The following is a 17125-nucleotide window of genomic DNA, read 5'->3' on the forward strand; positions in this document are numbered from 1 at the left end:
TGTATTTAATCAAATCAGTTTACAAATATAATATCTTTTTTTATTACAATGTCAATACAATTCTTTTCGTTTTTTTTATTGTTTTTGGATTGAGAATTGTGGTATTAATGGTATCCTAACGCATGAAATCGCCATCCATCATCGTTTTTCTAGGAATTTAAAATGTATGTTCACTGAATTAAACGAACTTGCAACTTTTATTCGCCTCTTATTAATGCTACACTTGAAGCAAAGTATGTTCCTAATTTGTCAAATGTTTTGAATCTATATTATATAAAACGTTGTTGGAAAGAGGATGCATATCGTGAGTGATTCGGTTAAACAAACCAGCCATATGTTATTAAAATCAATAAATCAGCAGAAGGTTCTGTTTCTCATTTATTCAGAGGGGCCGATCTCTCGCGTAGAGCTTGCGGAAAAGACCGGACTAAGCAGACAAACGGTAACCAATATCGTGAATCGCCTGTTGAAGGAAAAAATAATCGTGACAGGGGAGCTTATCGACTTGGAGGCAGGTAGCGGAAGGAAAAGAGTCGGCCTTCATATCAACAGCGGCCATTTTTATGCCATCGGGCTTGAGCTCGCCGGCAAATACATTCGCGGAAAAGTGTTCAACCTGCGTCAAGAAGCTGTCGCATCCGCAGAACGCACGAGCAACAAATATGGTTCTATAGATGTGCTGATGCAGCTGTTGCATGAAGTTATCGATGAGCTGCTCACCCAGGTGCCCAACACCTCCAAAGTAAAAGGGATCGGAATCAGTATGCAGGGCCTGGTCGATTCTCAGCATGGCATCGTTCTGCGGACACCCGGCATAGGCGTTCATCGCCTGCCGCTCAAGCAGCTGCTTGAAGACAAATATGACATACCCGTGTATATCGAGAACGATGTCAATCTTCTCTCTGTCAACGAGAATATGAACGGCTGCTTGAAGGATTCCAATAACAATATCACCATCAAGTTTGATTATGGTACAGGCGGCGCGATCGTCCATGATAAACAAATTATTGCAGGATCAAGCTTTGTTGCAGGTGAATTCGGGCATTATAAAGGCTTCTATGGAGAAGATGCCTATCCTTGCCATTGCGGCAGATCCGGATGCTTAACGACGCTGGCTTCCAGCAGCGGACTTAGTGTTTCCATCAAATGCACACTAGAGGAGTTCGCAGAAGGCATAAGAACAGGAGATCCTAAGTTCCTTGGTTTGTACGAAAAAATTGTCGATGGCATCGCGATCGCCGTTACCAATATCATTACATTTATCAATCCAGACAGTCTGCTTATGACTGGCCGAGTCATTCCTACCATCAGTCCCGAAATGTTCAACGAGATTAAAGCTAGAGTGATGCACCAGTTGCCTGTGACAGTTAATAACGTACAATTGATCCACCTTCATGACAAACCGGATGAAACCAAGCTTGCAGCCGGGTTAGTTATTAAACGTGCATTTGAAATACCGCTGGATACTTTATCTCTTTAATTGCGCCCCTTCATGAATTCTCTCCCCCTTGGATGGAGTTCTCCGGTTAGATTTTTGCACGGTAGGATACCTTGATTTCTTGACTATAAGTAAAAGCAGGCCCTCTGTAAACTTGCAGATGGCCTGCTTCAATAACCTTTATCCTTATGCCTTTTTCTTCAGATCAGGAACAATCCCCTGCAAGCAGCAGGATGCATCAGCCAACAAATAGCTGTGCATATTCGTAGCCGTATTTGGTACCTTGTTGTTCTTAAATACGATATTATTAAAGTACAGTAATCCCACTCTCAAAAATGACTTTCAAATAGTCACCTTCAAAGTGAAACTCAACGCTCAAAGTCAAATCGTTGGGTTCGCCATCTGTCGTCAATGCATATTCGTAAGCAATTCCGCTTCCATCGTTAAAGTGATAGAAAGATTCTTGTTGATAAATACTGCCGTCTTTATAAACAGGCCTAAAGGTACATTCTACATCAAACCGATCGATCTGTTCCAACTCATTATCTTCCTTAAAACTCTCGATGACCTCTTTTAACAGCTCAATGTCCCAATTCTGCATATCATCAACGTTTCGGGCAATTTCCTCATATCGTCCATCTGCGATGGAGTCAACAATCTCTTTTGCGAACGCACGAATAACATCTTCCTCTTTGCCTAACACCCGTTTAATCATACCACGTGCTCCTTTATCTCCAGAATAATATGTATCTTACGGAGAGCGCCCTTTCACTACTCCATCACGATGTCTTACTCACTCTGCAGCAACTCGTCCCGCGCTTCGGTCAGCGCGAACCCCAGCAGGTTTCGGCCCCGCCATTTCACGGGATTCTCCGCATCCGGATTGGACTGGCCCATGCCGATCCCCCATATACGGTCCCGCGGGCTGGCTTCGACGAGGATGCGGTTCTTCGTCGACTTGAGATAATCGCCTAGCTCCGGATTCTGCGAAAACTTGGCCAAGCTGGCTCTTTTGACGATGCCGTAGCATTCCTTGTCCCAAGTATCCTTGTCAAAGTTTCGGACCGCGCGCCCATAAGCCTTCATCTCCTTGGGATGCTTAGCCGTAAGGATCGACTCCAGCATTTCGTTGTCGCCGAACAGCCTTGCCTTCTCGGCCATCATAAACTGCTCGGCACAGGAATACTCCGTCCCCTCTACCGTGAACGGGCACATCCACCACTGGCTGAAGCAGCTTTTGTCGACGCTCCCGTCCTTAGGCGGCGTATGGCCCCAAAAGAATACATATTTGAACGTTTTTCCTTCGTTATAAGCTTTTCTTAGCTCATCGAGATTGTAAATCATCCTTTAATCCTCCACTTTTCTCCGATACAACCGGGATGGCCGATGTCCCGCATTTTCGGTGTAATGATCGGTCTCCGCCACGAGATCGGCCACCTTGCGCCGGAAGGCCGCCTTCAATAGCTCTTTATCCATAATAACCTCATAAACCTGCTGCAGTTCCGTCAAGGTAAAAAGCTTTGGCATTAAGTGCAGCGCAATATCGGTATAATTCACTTTTCCCCGCAGCCGCTCGATCGCGCACGCTATAATCTTCGCATGGTCGAAGGCCAATCCGTCATTCGATACGATCTTATACTCCGTGCTAGTCGATGTCGTCTTCACTGTCAACGTTCTGGCCACGACCGCCGAAAGCTCCTCTTCACCGCTTAGCTTGAGTTCATACTCCAGCGTCTTGACGTATCCGTCCTCCATCAACTCTTTCTGCTCCCGCAGCAGCCGATAGGAGACCTTGAACCAAGAGGCGTCGGCCGCATCGTCTCCCGCTCTAAGCTCCAACTTGTCGCTGTTGATCAGAGCCATGTAGCTGCAGCTCATCACCCAGGTTCGGGGATCTCGCCCGATATCGCTGAACGTATACAACTGCTCCAAATAAACGTCGTCCACGCCGGTTTCCTCACGCAATTCCCTTGCAGCGGCCTGCTCAGTCGTCTCGCTCGGCTGGACAAAGCCGCCAGGCAGCGCCCATTTCCCCAGGAAGGGGTGACCTCCCCGGCGGATGAGCAGGATGCGGAGCTCCTTTTCCGGTAATTTCCGATAGCTGTCAGCTTCCTCATCCGTAACCGTGAAGATCACCATATCGGCTGCCACCGAAGGCCGCTCGTAATCTCCTGCCCGGTACTGCTCCAAAAATTCGCGTTCCGTAAGTCCGTTCCGATCCAACAAATCCAATGGGTGCGCCTCCTTGTTTTTTGATTCTAATGAGGTTATGGGTTCATTTTACTCCCTGCATGCATCTAATTCTAAACGTTTTAGCTCCCCGAAATAGTTTCGATAGGGCTCGAACTTTGCCAGCACCTCGTCTACCTTGCGCATGCGCTCTTCCAGGCTCCCCCGCAGCGTAATGTAGGGGATGCGCCGCTCCTTCAAATCCGCGATGATCTGTTTATGAAAAACATGCCGCTTCTGATCCCCGCTTCGATCCCACGTATCGTCGTAAGGAATATCATCGTCGCACAAGAAGAACAGATCGTAGCGCTGCGCGTTCTCCAGAGCAATTCGGGTCAATAGCTCCGGGGCCCGGCCGTGGTAATCCAAGGCGAACATATATGTCGTAATCGCATTGGTATCAACGAACAGGAATCGATTCGCCGCAAGCAAAGCCTGCTCTTCACGCTCGATATGACCCACTGCGATTTCATCGAACGCCTCTAGGCCGATTCTGCGGTCCACCTGATGCTCGGTCCAGTAATCGCGTCCGTATTCGCTCGCGTAGGTCGTGTTATACCGTCTTGCCAGCGCTTCGGTGATCGTCGACTTCCCCGTCGACATCGCCCCAACAAATACCACCTTCGTGATTAAGTCCCGGTACACAATATCACTTATGAACTCCCTGTACTTATATGGGTCGGAACGGATCATGGTTGCAGAGATCGGAACCCGCTCGCGGGCTTCATCGACCCGCCGGTCGACCGAGCCCAAAGCGAGACTCATATGCCTGCCGTAAAACTCGCTCGAGTAAAAATGCGTGACTTGCTCGCCGTTCAATAAACCGAGTATATACTGTTCTTCCCGAACCTCATGCTCTCGGTCATCCGAATACCCGTCCGGTCCGTCCCAAGCTTCGATAACCCGGACTGCCGGGTATAGTCGCCGTATCCAATTCGCCCGGATATGAAGCGGGATCGGAGTGACCGGCGTCTCGTAAATGACCACGATTAATTCATCGACCTCTTGCAGCGCCGTTTCGATCATGAACTGATGGCCTTTATGCAGCGGGGCAAACTTCCCCAGCGTTAATCCGAGCGTTTTCATGCCGCCACCTCCTTGGCCCCTTTGTTCCAATTGTAATACCCGTATACCGCATTGACCAAATACGCGCTCCACATGACGATCATCAGCATGCCTTCGCTGCTGCCCTCCAGCAATCGAATTGCCCACAGCAGCACCGTAAACAAATTCAACACAATATAGACCAGCCATTGTTCCTTGAATCTGCGGACCATTAAAAAGGTGGCCACAACGGACAGCACCGTCGTAGTCGCATCGATGTAAGGCGAGTTCTGTCCCGGGATGAACGATAGCCCATATCCCAGCAGCAAACAGCCTAATACACAGACTGCCCCAACGAGAAGCAGACCTCTAAGCTCCATTTGGCGCATGATCAGCTTGCCGTCTTGGCGGTGATTTTTCCACATGTAGAAGCCAATGACGTTCATCGGAACGAAGAACAGCAGATTCAGCATAACCTCTCCAAACAACCCGTTAATATAGGCGAGATAAGCGTAACCGATGGTATTGTACATGCCGAAAACATAGCTCATCAGGTTGCCCTTCGCCGCAAGCACCACGCATAGCACCCCGGTAATAAAAACGGTAAATCCGAATAAAGAATCCTTGGACATCACCGTAAATCCCACCGCAATCGAGGTAAACAGCGCCAACCAAGCGATTTCGAACAGGTTCCAGCCGCGCGCAACCATCTTCACAATACATCCCTCTGCTTTCTTCACTGGTTTATAGAGCGAAACCACTCAGTCAATACTTAGTATCATTTTGTTAATAACATTTTGTTACTATCAAAAATAACAGAAAAGCCTGCGCAGGGCAAGTGAAATCTGCCCATTTATCGCAGGTTTGATTTTTACCTTCTGTAGCCCGGTCAACAGATAACGAAAAACATGGGAGAGGACGAACACCACTTGTTACAACACGGAATATACAAATATATAGGCACTTATCCCAATCATGCTTATTCTGTAAACTTGGCAAATCGGAATAGGCACAAAGGAGTGTGTAGGTTGGTACTACAATCATCTCACTATTTTGCCCACGGCAACACTGCGCGCGGGGCTCATTTCTTGTATACATCCGCATTTGGTGGGCTGAACAAGATATTTGTCCTTACGGGGCCCCAAGGCACGGGGAAATCGACGGTCATGCAAAGCTTGGCGGATAGCCTGCTTGATCAAGGCTTGCATGTGCAGTGCTTCCACTCCCCTCTCCGTCCCGACGAATTGGATGGCATCATTTTTACGGAATTGAAGGTGGGTATTGTCGACGGGCGAGTCTGTAAGGGGATATCGGATAGCGGGGCTAGGGAAATCGCCTTTATCCATTTCGAGGAAGCGTTTGATAACAGCCTTATTTCATCGGAAGACTTCATCACGATAGAAGATCTTAGAGGCAAGCTTGAGAGTGCCTACTCAAATGCGTATGAAACGTTCGCAACGGCATTGCGGATTCATGACGAGTGGGAAAAATATTATATCGAAAATATGGATTTCGCGAAGGCCGACCAGATTGCGCAGGATTTGATTCAAGAATTATACGCCGGTCATGAAAGCGATACGCCAACCGCTTCGCGTCACTTATTTTTCGGAGCTGCGACTCCGAGGGGGGCATTCGATTTTATTCAAAGCTTGACCGCTCAGCTGGAAAGACGGATTTTCATCAAAGGAAGGGCGGGATCCGGCAAATCGACGCTGCTGAAAAAGCTTGCCTCCGCTGCCGAACAGAAAGGAATCGACGTTCAAGTGTTTCATTGCGGCTTTGATCCGAACAGTCTGGATATGCTGATATTCCCGGAGCTGCGAACAGCTATCTTCGACAGTACTGCTCCGCATGAATACTTTCCGGATCGGGACGGGGATGAGATCCTTGATATGTATATACGGACTATAGCTCCTGGAACAGATGAAGCCCACGCTGCCGAAATAGCCGGTATCAAAGCACGCTATTCGGCAAAAATGAAAGAGGCCACCTCCCATCTGGCCGAAGCCGAAGCCATCGATTCTCAAATTAAGGCCTACTATGTTGCGGCCACCGATTTTTCGATCGTAGAGAAACTCCATCTGCAATTACAGTCCGAATTGAATGAACTGATCGGCTCCATTCAGCCTTCATAATAAGATCCCACCCAAAAGCGTCGATTTCAGACGGGGCTCAGCAGTCTAAAACAAGCTGAGCCCCGTTTGAGATTGAATCTGCTTCCGCTTCTCCTATGGTCTTCTCCAAAACGACTGTGCGTATGGGACAGCAACGGAGCGCTCTCCCTTTATTCATGAATACATCTCTATGATCTGCGTGTACATTCGCCGTTTTCCCGTTATGCGAGACACACTATAACGTGTGTCGTATACAGGGATATTTTTAATTCGGTTACCAATTTGCATCTAATTTTCGCCGTTACTTATACTTACGGCTCAACGCGTTGTCTGTAACGGCAAGTTTGAAGGCCATCCTTTACGGCCCGTCAATGTCTACCTCTAAACCGTTTAATCGCATCCTCGGTCACCGGCTCGAAGAGGTTAAGAAGGTTGCCATCGGGATCGCGGAACAGCATAGAACGGTTCCCCCACGGCATCATGGTCGGTTCCTTTACCCAATGATCGATAAATGGCTTCAAGCGCACATATTCGGCTTCGACATCGTCGACCCGGAACTCGATAATGACCGTGCGATTATTGGCGCCCACTACGGAACCGGCGCCGAATAGCTGCGCCGTCTGGGAGTGGCCGATTGCAAGGGTGCATGATGGCACAACGAGTTCGGCAAATACAGGCGCGGGTCGCTCCGCCGAAACCCCCATGACTTTCTCATAGAACTCGACGAGACGATCCACGTCGTCAGTAATGATGCGTATAGAAGCGAAATTCACTAGATATCATCCTTCCTAATAATAGGTTTAGCTGTGTCCCACAGCCGTTGTAGAACATATATTTTAATTATCTATCTCCTTTACATTTACATGTCCAATTATAAAAGAACGCTACTGACAACGTTATGTCAGTAGCGTTTTAGAATTTTTTGGCTTCCTCACGAAGAGTACTTTTAAGCCATTGACCCCTCTACTGATGAAACAGAGAGGTCTTTTTGTGTTCCTAACTTATAACAATATGGAGTTCACGATTGCAGTCTAGAAGTTGTACCTATAGTATTAAATATGACGAAATGACACACTTTGCCGAGAAAGCACAGAATTAGCGAGAGAAATCAAATATTTTACGAGGTGTCTGAAATGACTGAAAAAGAAAAATCACATGCTGGCTTGTTATACCAACCTAATGACCCAGAGCTTGTTGCGGACCGTGATGTCACTGTGAAGAAACTGTACGACTACAACAATCTACACCCACTGGAGCGCGATTTACGACGTGCCGCTATACGCGAATTACTTGGTAAGGTCGGCGAAAATTGTGTTGTGGAGCAGCAGCTTTTTTGTACTTATGGGTATAATACCACGCTGGGCAATAATTGCTTCATTAATCTCAACTGCAAACTTATGGACAGCGGATTCATTACGATTGGAGACAACGTATTTATCGCCCCCAATGTTTGTATCATAACGGAAAATCACGCGATGGATGTGGAGCGACGTTTGGCGGGACTAGAATACACAGCTCCTGTCACGATTGGCGACAATGTCTGGATCGGTGCCGGAGCCATCATATTGCCAGGCGTAACGATCGGCGCGAATAGTGTAATCGGTGCAGGCAGTGTTGTTACTAAGGATATTCCGCCGAACACCTTGGCTGTCGGCAACCCTTGTACGGCAATCCGCTCACTTTAATTGTCACACAGACTTTATTATGCCGCATAGTTTTAGTTGAGCCTTTGTGGCATAAGGTGAAGTAGATACTTGATAAGAATCAGTGCTAGCAAGGAGGGAGGGCGTACACACTCCCTCCTTTTTCGCCCTATTTATGATACGGCTCAGCTTAACATCTATAAAGCGAAATCAAGAAATCTGCCAAAAGCCTGCTACAGGGGGTGTATCTCGGTCGCCCCTGTATAGCGAAAGATATAGAGTGATCCAAAACCAAAAGGATAATTGTAATCATGTTGAACCAGCATTTCTGGGTAACCATCTTCATACTTTTATCATTACTTCACTTTTAGCATTTCATAATCAGGGTGCCATTCACAAGTAAACCAGCTAGTTCTACTACTTCAATCAACGATATAAACATTTGCATCTAGCCTTTAACCCCTTTATGTCCATTAAAGTCTACGGCTTTTCGGACGCAACGCCCAGGAAGCGATGCCAAGCGCAGCATAGACAAGCGGAAGGATGACATGGAATCCGTAATCGCCGTAATCATTGGCAAACGCATGAGATAAAGCCGCACCCGTCATGAGAAAAAAGATACCGCTATAGGCCCATTCCTTAACCCGGGGCAAACCTGGCATTATAATCGCAATGACTCCAAGCAACTTCCAAGCTCCAAGAATGTTCGTGACATATAACGGGAAACCAATATCGGCCACTAAATCAACATTTCCTCCATAGCGCATCAGCTGTCCGATCCCGCTTAATGCCATTGAGAATGCAAGTATAATGGTAACAGTCCAATAAGCGGCCTTCCGTCCAATTGAGCGGGATTCTACCTTCGTGTTTTTTTCATTTCCAATAGTCGCACTCATTTCCATCATAAACACTCCCTTTTGGATTTGGCCAAATGCCTTTTCCTATTTGATGTGTTTATCATAATCATTAATCATGTCAATTGATGATACTGTTTTAGAAAACAATGGCACTACAAAATATCCCCCTAGAATCCATCACTAGGGGGATAAACATATACAGTATCTTTGTCCGCTATCCGAACAGTTCTCTCGTCTCTTCTAATACATTAAGACAAAATCTGAAACCTATGTAGATATGCAAATCACATGTTCTTTCATATTGGCATCTTTTAGCGGCTTTTCAGAGCATGTTCGATTCGTGTATCACCTCTATTGTTGATAGTCAACTTCAATCTCTTTTTCGTTTTAATTACCATCCCTACTTCAGCTCTTATTGCATCATATATTTTGGTTTTTTCACTTGTTACCTCGAAGCTAACTACAAAGGAATAATACATCTTTTCTTTTCACCTTCAATAGGGTTGCTATTTTCTGTAGGTTCTCGCTGCTCTAGTATATGAAATGTTTTTATCTCAGTTGAGCTATTTTTGATAGATAGGCTCTTCTTTCCATACTAAGGTATTCAATCATATTTTCCTCTTCATTTTTCTGAAAATGATCACAATAATCTATTTTGAGTTTCATATGTGTTAATTTCCCTAAATAATTTATATTAAAATCTTTCCTATACTGCACACTATCTTTGAAGATTATTGATAGATTTTTTTCTTCATGCTTATTACGATGGTAATGAGCCTCTACTGCTAATTTAAGTTCATTATATTCCTTATCAACATAATCCCATAATCTAATGTAACGTGTATTGAGCTTTAGTAATTTTATGAAATTATTCCCTCTTAATTTACTTTTAGGAATACTACTAACGTTTTTTAATGCTACTAACCCTATTCTCCTATTATTAGCATCAAAATTAAAGCGAATGGAATGTTGGATATTATCAAAATACGGATGTAGTATAGGAATTACCCATCGATGATGTTTCACCTGATTGCCATTACAGATAGAACAAGCGCATATGAGGTTTTCCCAATACATACTTAAATAGGGGAAGAATGATTTGGGAAGGAAATGATCCATATTTGTTGTTAAAGATGAATCAATATCCACTAAATCGCAATATGGACAAACGCTCTTCCCTTCACTAATCCTATCTCTTACTTGGTTTTTTGTTTTATACAAGTTTCCCGAATTATAAACCTTCCAGAAATACTCATTGTCGATTAGTGTTTCATAAAAGTAATCGAAAATAGGCTTTATACAATCAATCGTCGCTTGATCGAGTAATGGTATTAACTTTACCTTACCTCGTATAATTTCCCGGTATTTTTTTGTAACATAAAGATAATGGCGATATACTTTTTTTATTTCTGTGCATTCTGATAGCGCCTTCATATCTTGTTTTATTCGCTTATAATGCGAATATTCTGTGAGAAGTCTTAATTTAGGACTCATTCTCGTATTTGGGATATCCCGAATGTCATTTAACCGAGGGTTTTCAATGGCCCACCTCAATATATCTTTAATGAAATGATCTGTAAATTTGTAAATGCGATATTCAGCTGACAATCTGACACGCCTCATTTTTTTAATCTCCTAATATATCTTTATACTTTTTAAATAGTTCGTATTTTTCCATTGTTGTACTTAGGTCATTATAAATTCTGCGCGCCTTCTCTATTTTCACAGTATCTTTGGAAAGAATAAGCTCTTCAATTAAAAGTAACTTCTTTGACGAGAATTTCCCAGTAATTTTATCGAGGTGAAATACATCACGTAATATTTCACTTGCATGACCTCCAAGAGTTCTATCCATTGGTGGTAGTTGATGCAATTGGCCATTCTTATTAATTAATCCAATTATACTTTCCATTGGTACATCTGAGGCAATAATTGGCGAATGCGTTGCTATAATAATATGAGAATTAAATTCGTTGAATAATTGAACTAAATATTCAATAAATTCTTGTTCCCATAAAGGATGCAAATGAGTTTCTGGCTCATCGATTAATACCAAAGCATTATCATCCATTTCAACCGTAAGTGGTAAGAATCGGAATAGCATGGTTAATTGTCCCGAACTCATATCTGATAGTGGAACAATCTGATCATCAAGACTGACAAACCAAATGTCTTTTATTAATGTATCTAAATCTAAATCCAGCATCTTGTAATACAAATATGATAATTCTTTCCCAAAATCCTCAACTGAAATAAGAGCCCTTCCCGCTGAAAGGCCTTGGGGTGGAATACGAAATTTCTTTTGTCTTATTAATAACATTAGTTTTTCGTAATATTCTCTAGCAATGTCTAATGAGGCTTCATTATATAACTCATTAACCTTTTTATTTAAAATGTGGTGATTTCTAACAAACTCAAACCACACAGCTTCCCGGTAACCCGTCTTATGTAGCAAGTCATAATAACATTTTTGTTGTTTTATATCGGCTTCAGAAAAATAGATTGTTTTAATAATTGCATTAACAACTGAATCCAAAGATGAATGTCTCGACTCTAAAGGTCCGCAATATACATAGTTAGCTTCATGGTTAGAACTTTCCTTTTCTCTATATTTGATCCGAGTGGGGAAGTATGAATACTTTGTAAATGGATCGAATACAGAAAATGTTGAGACTATTATTTTCGGCGGGAAATAATCTGGGTATTTTTCATTTGATTGATAATACACTTCCATACCATCAATATCATAACTTATTTGAAAATCTATCTCTAATCGATTAGGCTTCTTATTCCGCTCTGTAGGACAAAAGATTTGTGTTAAGGCTTGTAAAATTGTGCTTTTCCCAGTCCCATTTTCTCCAACCAATATAGATAGGTTCAGCTTTTCAAAATAATTATAATTTGGTTTTGAGAATGTTAAGTCAAATTCATTAAAGCCCTTAAACCGCAATATTTTCAACTTATTAATAAACAAATGAAAATCACCACTCTCAAATGATATAGGGTAAGGTGTAAACATTTTAAAGTCGTTTCAAATCAATTTACCACATACAGGAACTTACATCCACACGTTATAAACGATCTTGGGGAGAGCTTTGAAACTTTACGTGATATTTCAATGCAACATACTGTCACAAGGCCACCTAAGCAACAATCTTACTTTTATGTGGCCTCATCTCTAGTAGGGTAACTATTCTCCTCGAGCCTTAAGCGATTGGTACCATCAGTCCCCTCTACTTGTGATACGGTTCACCCAATTACTTATAGAGCGATTATAAAAGATCCACTCACCTAAACTTATGGGGTTATCCCAAAAGTGTGCGCGCTTACAAATTTACATGCGAAAGGACCCTAATTTCCAACTATAAAGTGAAAAAGAGGTCCCTTTAAAAAAATGGAATCTAATGATATCCAAAGAATATAAATTATTTGGGCAGCTTCATTCAAAAAAACCTTCGTATAATAGCCTTATTCCTTTATTTCATTTGCTTCTTTGTCTATTAAACCATGCTCCCCATTGTAAAAAGTATATTTAGTGTATAACTTATCGAATTGGGTTGGGGGTGTATTTTCAACGAGAATTATTTGATGATGCTCACCTAGTTCAACTAAAATTTTATAAAATTCTTCATAAACTTCTGGGTCTCTAACTTGATTTTTTACTGAACCCTCAACAATATTTAAATCCTGATTTTCTTTCTTCAATGTACCTACATATTTGCTAATTGAGTCTAGCAACAATAATCCTGGGTGACCTTCGGCGTAACCAGCTTCCTTGCTATTGAGAATTGCACCTAAGTAAGATAGCTGCATACTCTCTAGCAATCCTCCGCTTTCATGTGCATAAACGCTAGCTCCATTATAATATGGAATGAAATTTTCTCTGCTAATGTATGTATCTTCAAGAAAATCATATTTTAATCTGGTCATGAATTGCCGATACTCACGATCAAGGAAATTAAAAATATTGTCCTTTTCCGCACCTTTAACCTGCAATGCTGCTAGTTTCCCCTTTAATTTCTCTTCTTCAATCCCCAAAGAAATAACAAGAGCTTCTTTTTCCTCTACTTTATGATAAATTCTAATGCTTTCTTTAAGGATTTCTAGATCTCTTGTCAGTCTGTTAATTATGCTGTTTAAAGTTTCTATTTGGGAAAGGAAAGGAACTTCCGTTTTTTTGCTGAAAACCTTAATCGCCTCATCAAATATTTCACGTCTTTGATTAAGACTGGAAATTTCATTATTTAGTTGTTTTACTTTCTTTTTTTCAGTTTCCATTAATCCTGATACTAAAGTTTTTTTGCTTTCAATCTCCTTTCTGGCTTTTTGTAAAATCATTTCCGTTTCAATATTATTTGATGAGTCTTTGCTTGTATGATTATGCCTAATTTGTGAATTACATAAAGGACACTCAAGTATCTGATCAGAAATAACTAACTTGTAATTTACATTTAGGGTTTCTTCTATTTCAGTCATTTCAACTTCATATTCTTCTAATAGCAACATTTTAGAGGATATCGATAGGTTTAACGACTTTTCCTCCTTCTGTAAATTAAAAACCTGATTAGAAATATTCTCTATATCCTTTTTCAGTTTAATATACATTTGGTTCTCTTTGTTCTCATTAGATCGGCTATTTTTTACTACATCCCCTTTTTCCTTTTTTCTATTATCTATTTCTTTTTCAACCTTCTCAATTTTGAGCTGCAGATTAAAGGGGTCGTCTACATCTCTGTCCTTTAAATATGATTTCAATCCTACAATTTCTCTTTTTGCTTCTGAGATTTTGTTTTGGATCTCTACCATTTTTTCATTTAAAGTGTCTTTATCCACCTCAATTAAATTAAACATTATTTTAAACGCATGTGGATTTTTATTTGCTTTGAAAGTACTATTATTTTCAAGAAAGTTATCAGTCCCTAAATCATGTTGGTGTATGTATACATACCTGAATATATCTCTAAAAGAGACTACATCAATCTCCTTCTCCGTACTATGCTGCTTATGTCTAATTAATTTGTACTCATTAATACTTAACTTTTGCATTATTATATTCATTGCTTCTTTTAAAGATACTATTTTGGGAGTGAATTCATCTATTTTTACATATGGACAAAAATATAATTTTATCTTTTCAAAGTTCTTTTTTAAAGCCCGATTAAAAGTAATAGTCTCATTATTAATGAGTGTCTCGAGATAGACCTGATCACAATTAGCATCCAACTCTTTCTGGACAGTCAAATCAATTTTGCTACCTTTACCAAGACAATAATCAATTAAACTTAATATTAATGATTTTCCAGAAGTTTTTTCACCACTGATAATTGTAAAACCTTCATTAAATTCAATTGTCCTTCTGAACGAAATACCCTGTACAATAAGCTTTTTTAAGATTATCCGACTCAAGATTTTCCCTCCTTTAGTATCTTTAAATTTGTAGTGTTATAATTTAACTTCTCAAAGGTTGATATATACTTATCTTGTAATTCCTGAAAAAACACTGAGTTGTGTTCTTTGTAGAACTCTTTTCCACTGTTTGATATTCTAATCTTAATATCATCTGTTTTTGTTGATAAGTTCGCCTTCAAATCAATAAAATCCAAATTTTTCATATAAATTACAATATTGCCTATCCTCGACTGAAATCGAAAAAATAAATTGGGGGAGGGCGTTGTTTTTATATCTTCAAATATTTTAACAAGATTAAAATTTACAAGTGCAAAGTAAAAAACAATTTCTGAGATCGGTACATAGCGCTTGCTTTTTAAAGATATAGAATAGATTAAACAAAGAACTTTCATTAATTCTAATTTCTCATTCTCGAATAACAATTCAATTGATCTCGGAACAGATAAATATTCATTTCTATCATTTAGCATCTTTTCTCCCCCCACCATACTTCCAACTTCTCATCCTCTGCCAAAAGATGAATTAGCCCTCTGATCTCATCTTCATCTGCTAGATTGTCCTTTAATAATTTTTTAAGTCTCCCATAGTCAATTTCTTTCAAACTGGAATGAACAATTGCTAAAAACTCCTCACTATTTCCGTACCGCTTATACGTATCTGCATATCTTTCTTTATACTTAGTAAACACCTTTCTCAGCATCATATCTATAATATTTAAAGGTATGGCAGCTCTCTTTAATTCTCGAATATATTCTTCAGAAGCAATATAAAATACAGAACTAAGTTCGATTAAAGATTGATCTATCTGTTCTATCTTTAATTTTTTATAAAAGAGATTATTAGCCATATCTTTTTGAAGATCGTCAATACCCGCCCCTACTATGATTGTGTGATTAGGTGTACTAGTATTTTCACCTTCGTTTTTTACCATTGAGCTTAAACCACTCATTGCCTGTAGAATCGCTCTTATACCCTCTGCATGTGAAGATCCCTTTGTGCTATAAGGTATAGTAAGCAACCCAAACTCCTCCCTAAGTTCTCTAACTTTTTCAGGAGTAGGGTTGGCTAATATAATGTAATGCTTTGTCATAAAGAACTCTTTATGTTCTTTTATAAGTGTTCGAATAAATTGGTCATCAAATGAAAAACCCATAAAAAGCAGTTTTTTAGTGCCTGTAACTAATTTTAAAACATTCTCATATTTCTTATCGTTATATAGATTTCTATAACTTTCCTTACTGATAACAATTGTTCCGTAGTTAGAAGTTGTACCGTGTAGTTGGCAGACTCTTTTTTGATCAAACAAACCTTGAGTATTAAACTGTAACTCTTTTAATAAAATTGGATTTAATTCGCATTGCAAATAGTTGTGTAATATATTTTCATAATTTGTAGTTAAGAAAAGCTTAAAGTCCATTTCTTTTAAATCGGAGTAATTATGAAGCAAATCATTTTCTACTTTTTTAATTTTTTTCTGTACGGTTACTGCTATATATTCTTGTATGTCCTCTTCTTGGACTGTTGTATAATTTTTTAAAGCATCTATTGCCTGCCAGTAATTGTATCTCTGTAGATCCTGTTCCACAGCAGACTTTACAAAAGACAAATCACCTACAGCATATTTTTCTGCTATCTCACGTATTAAATCTCCCCAATCTGGCACATTAAAAGGTATAGATAACCCTGCACCGATAAAAGGAACAACTCTACCCTCATGGTAATCTTTACATAAATCATCTAAATGTACGCTCATATATGGCTCCTCATTCAATTGGAATTGATTACTCTCATTTCTTAATAGTACCAAATTATATGGGTGTATCATAGTTCAATTGAACTTCAGACATTTTTCTAACCCTCTGAAAATTGGGTGTTTCGCCCTACTTGTGATACGGTTCCCCCCGATTAATCTTCACGGCTCGATAGATCTGCTCCACCAGCACCAGACGCATCAACTGGTGCGGCAGGGTCATCCGTCCGAAGCTGAGCTTCGTCTGGGCACGCTTCAGGACGTCCTCGGAGAGGCCGTTAGAGCCGCCGATGACAAAAGCCACGTTGCTGGTCCCGTACGTGCCCAGCTTGTCCATATGGTCCGCCAGGTCCTCGCTGGACCACAGCTGGCCGCCGATTGCCAGAGCGATGACGTGGGTGTCGGGCTTGATATGGCCGAGAATGCCGGCGCCCTCCTTCTCCTGCACTTGATGCATCTCGGCTTCGCTCATGTTCTCCGGCGCCTTCTCATCCGGCACCTCGTGCACGGTCAGGCGCACATACGGCGCAAGACGCTTGCTGTACTCCGCAATGCCCTGAACCAGGTACTTCTCCTTCAACTTGCCTACGCATACAATCTGTATATTCATGGCGCTGTTTCGCTCCTTAAACTCGACTTTA

Annotated in this window: 16 protein-coding genes; 3 read left to right on the plus strand and 13 right to left on the minus strand. The window is 41.2% G+C overall.

The features are described from left to right. Positions 1–295: 295 nt before the first annotated feature. Positions 296–1480, plus strand: a complete 1185-nt coding sequence (locus tag MHH82_RS32070) for an ROK family transcriptional regulator (RefSeq protein ID WP_235201598.1) — start codon at positions 296–298, stop codon at positions 1478–1480. A 265-nt stretch (positions 1481–1745) separates the two neighbouring features. Here MHH82_RS32070 and MHH82_RS32075 read toward each other — a convergent pair whose 3' ends face one another. The 5 genes from MHH82_RS32075 to pnuC all read right to left on the minus strand — a co-directional run bounded on the left by MHH82_RS32075 (position 1746) and on the right by pnuC (position 5421). Beyond that, positions 1746–2153, minus strand: coding sequence for a DUF7668 domain-containing protein (locus tag MHH82_RS32075; protein ID WP_145039716.1), 408 nt, complete (start codon positions 2151–2153; stop codon positions 1746–1748). 74 nt (positions 2154–2227) lie between these two features. Next, entirely contained in the window at positions 2228–2782 is a 555-nt protein-coding gene (locus MHH82_RS32080) for an NADAR family protein (protein ID WP_015738077.1), read from the minus strand. Between the two features lie 3 nt (positions 2783–2785). Continuing rightward, positions 2786–3670 (minus strand): NUDIX hydrolase, encoded by an 885-nt coding sequence (locus MHH82_RS32085; protein ID WP_145039719.1) that lies wholly within the window; start codon positions 3668–3670, stop codon positions 2786–2788. Between the two features lie 48 nt (positions 3671–3718). Next, positions 3719–4753, minus strand: a complete 1035-nt coding sequence (locus MHH82_RS32090; protein WP_145039721.1) for an AAA family ATPase — start codon at positions 4751–4753, stop codon at positions 3719–3721. After that, complete coding sequence (pnuC, locus tag MHH82_RS32095) at positions 4750–5421, minus strand: nicotinamide riboside transporter PnuC (protein ID WP_251502092.1); 672 nt, start codon at positions 5419–5421, stop codon at positions 4750–4752. Before pnuC ends, MHH82_RS32090 begins: the two co-directional genes overlap by 4 nt. 318 nt (positions 5422–5739) lie before the next feature. Between pnuC and MHH82_RS32100 the strand changes: the two genes are divergently transcribed. Beyond that, positions 5740–6846, plus strand: coding sequence for a PRK06851 family protein (locus MHH82_RS32100; protein WP_340969648.1), 1107 nt, complete (start codon positions 5740–5742; stop codon positions 6844–6846). A 347-nt stretch (positions 6847–7193) separates the two neighbouring features. Here the strand turns inward: MHH82_RS32100 and MHH82_RS32105 are convergent, their stop codons facing one another. Next, positions 7194–7598 (minus strand): VOC family protein, encoded by a 405-nt coding sequence (locus MHH82_RS32105; RefSeq protein ID WP_340969651.1) that lies wholly within the window; start codon positions 7596–7598, stop codon positions 7194–7196. A 360-nt stretch (positions 7599–7958) separates the two neighbouring features. Between MHH82_RS32105 and MHH82_RS32110 the strand changes: the two genes are divergently transcribed. After that, a complete protein-coding gene (locus MHH82_RS32110) occupies positions 7959–8510 on the plus strand; it encodes a sugar O-acetyltransferase (RefSeq protein WP_340969653.1) in 552 nt (183 codons plus the stop codon). Between the two features lie 431 nt (positions 8511–8941). On the opposite strand, the gene MHH82_RS32115 is transcribed toward MHH82_RS32110, so the two are convergent. The 7 genes from MHH82_RS32115 to rlmH all read right to left on the minus strand — a co-directional run bounded on the left by MHH82_RS32115 (position 8942) and on the right by rlmH (position 17094). Next, positions 8942–9364, minus strand: coding sequence for a DoxX family protein (locus tag MHH82_RS32115; RefSeq protein WP_340969656.1), 423 nt, complete (start codon positions 9362–9364; stop codon positions 8942–8944). Between the two features lie 510 nt (positions 9365–9874). Continuing rightward, positions 9875–10948, minus strand: a complete 1074-nt coding sequence (locus MHH82_RS32120) for a hypothetical protein (RefSeq protein WP_340969658.1) — start codon at positions 10946–10948, stop codon at positions 9875–9877. A gap of 4 nt (positions 10949–10952) precedes the next feature. Next, a complete protein-coding gene (locus MHH82_RS32125; RefSeq protein ID WP_340969661.1) occupies positions 10953–12299 on the minus strand; it encodes an AAA family ATPase in 1347 nt (448 codons plus the stop codon). A gap of 494 nt (positions 12300–12793) precedes the next feature. Then, positions 12794–14731 (minus strand): AAA family ATPase, encoded by a 1938-nt coding sequence (locus tag MHH82_RS32130; protein WP_340969663.1) that lies wholly within the window; start codon positions 14729–14731, stop codon positions 12794–12796. Next, the gene (locus tag MHH82_RS32135; protein ID WP_340969664.1) at positions 14728–15204 is read right to left on the minus strand and encodes a hypothetical protein; all 477 of its coding nucleotides are present in this window, start codon (positions 15202–15204) and stop codon (positions 14728–14730) included. The genes MHH82_RS32130 and MHH82_RS32135 overlap by 4 nt, the downstream gene beginning before the upstream one ends. After that, positions 15198–16487, minus strand: coding sequence for an ABC-three component system protein (locus MHH82_RS32140; RefSeq protein ID WP_340969666.1), 1290 nt, complete (start codon positions 16485–16487; stop codon positions 15198–15200). Before MHH82_RS32140 ends, MHH82_RS32135 begins: the two co-directional genes overlap by 7 nt. 127 nt (positions 16488–16614) lie before the next feature. Further along, complete coding sequence (rlmH, locus tag MHH82_RS32145) at positions 16615–17094, minus strand: 23S rRNA (pseudouridine(1915)-N(3))-methyltransferase RlmH (RefSeq protein WP_340969669.1); 480 nt, start codon at positions 17092–17094, stop codon at positions 16615–16617. Positions 17095–17125 lie beyond the last annotated feature (31 nt).

It is taken from the genome of Bacillus sp. FSL K6-6540, assembly GCF_038007545.1.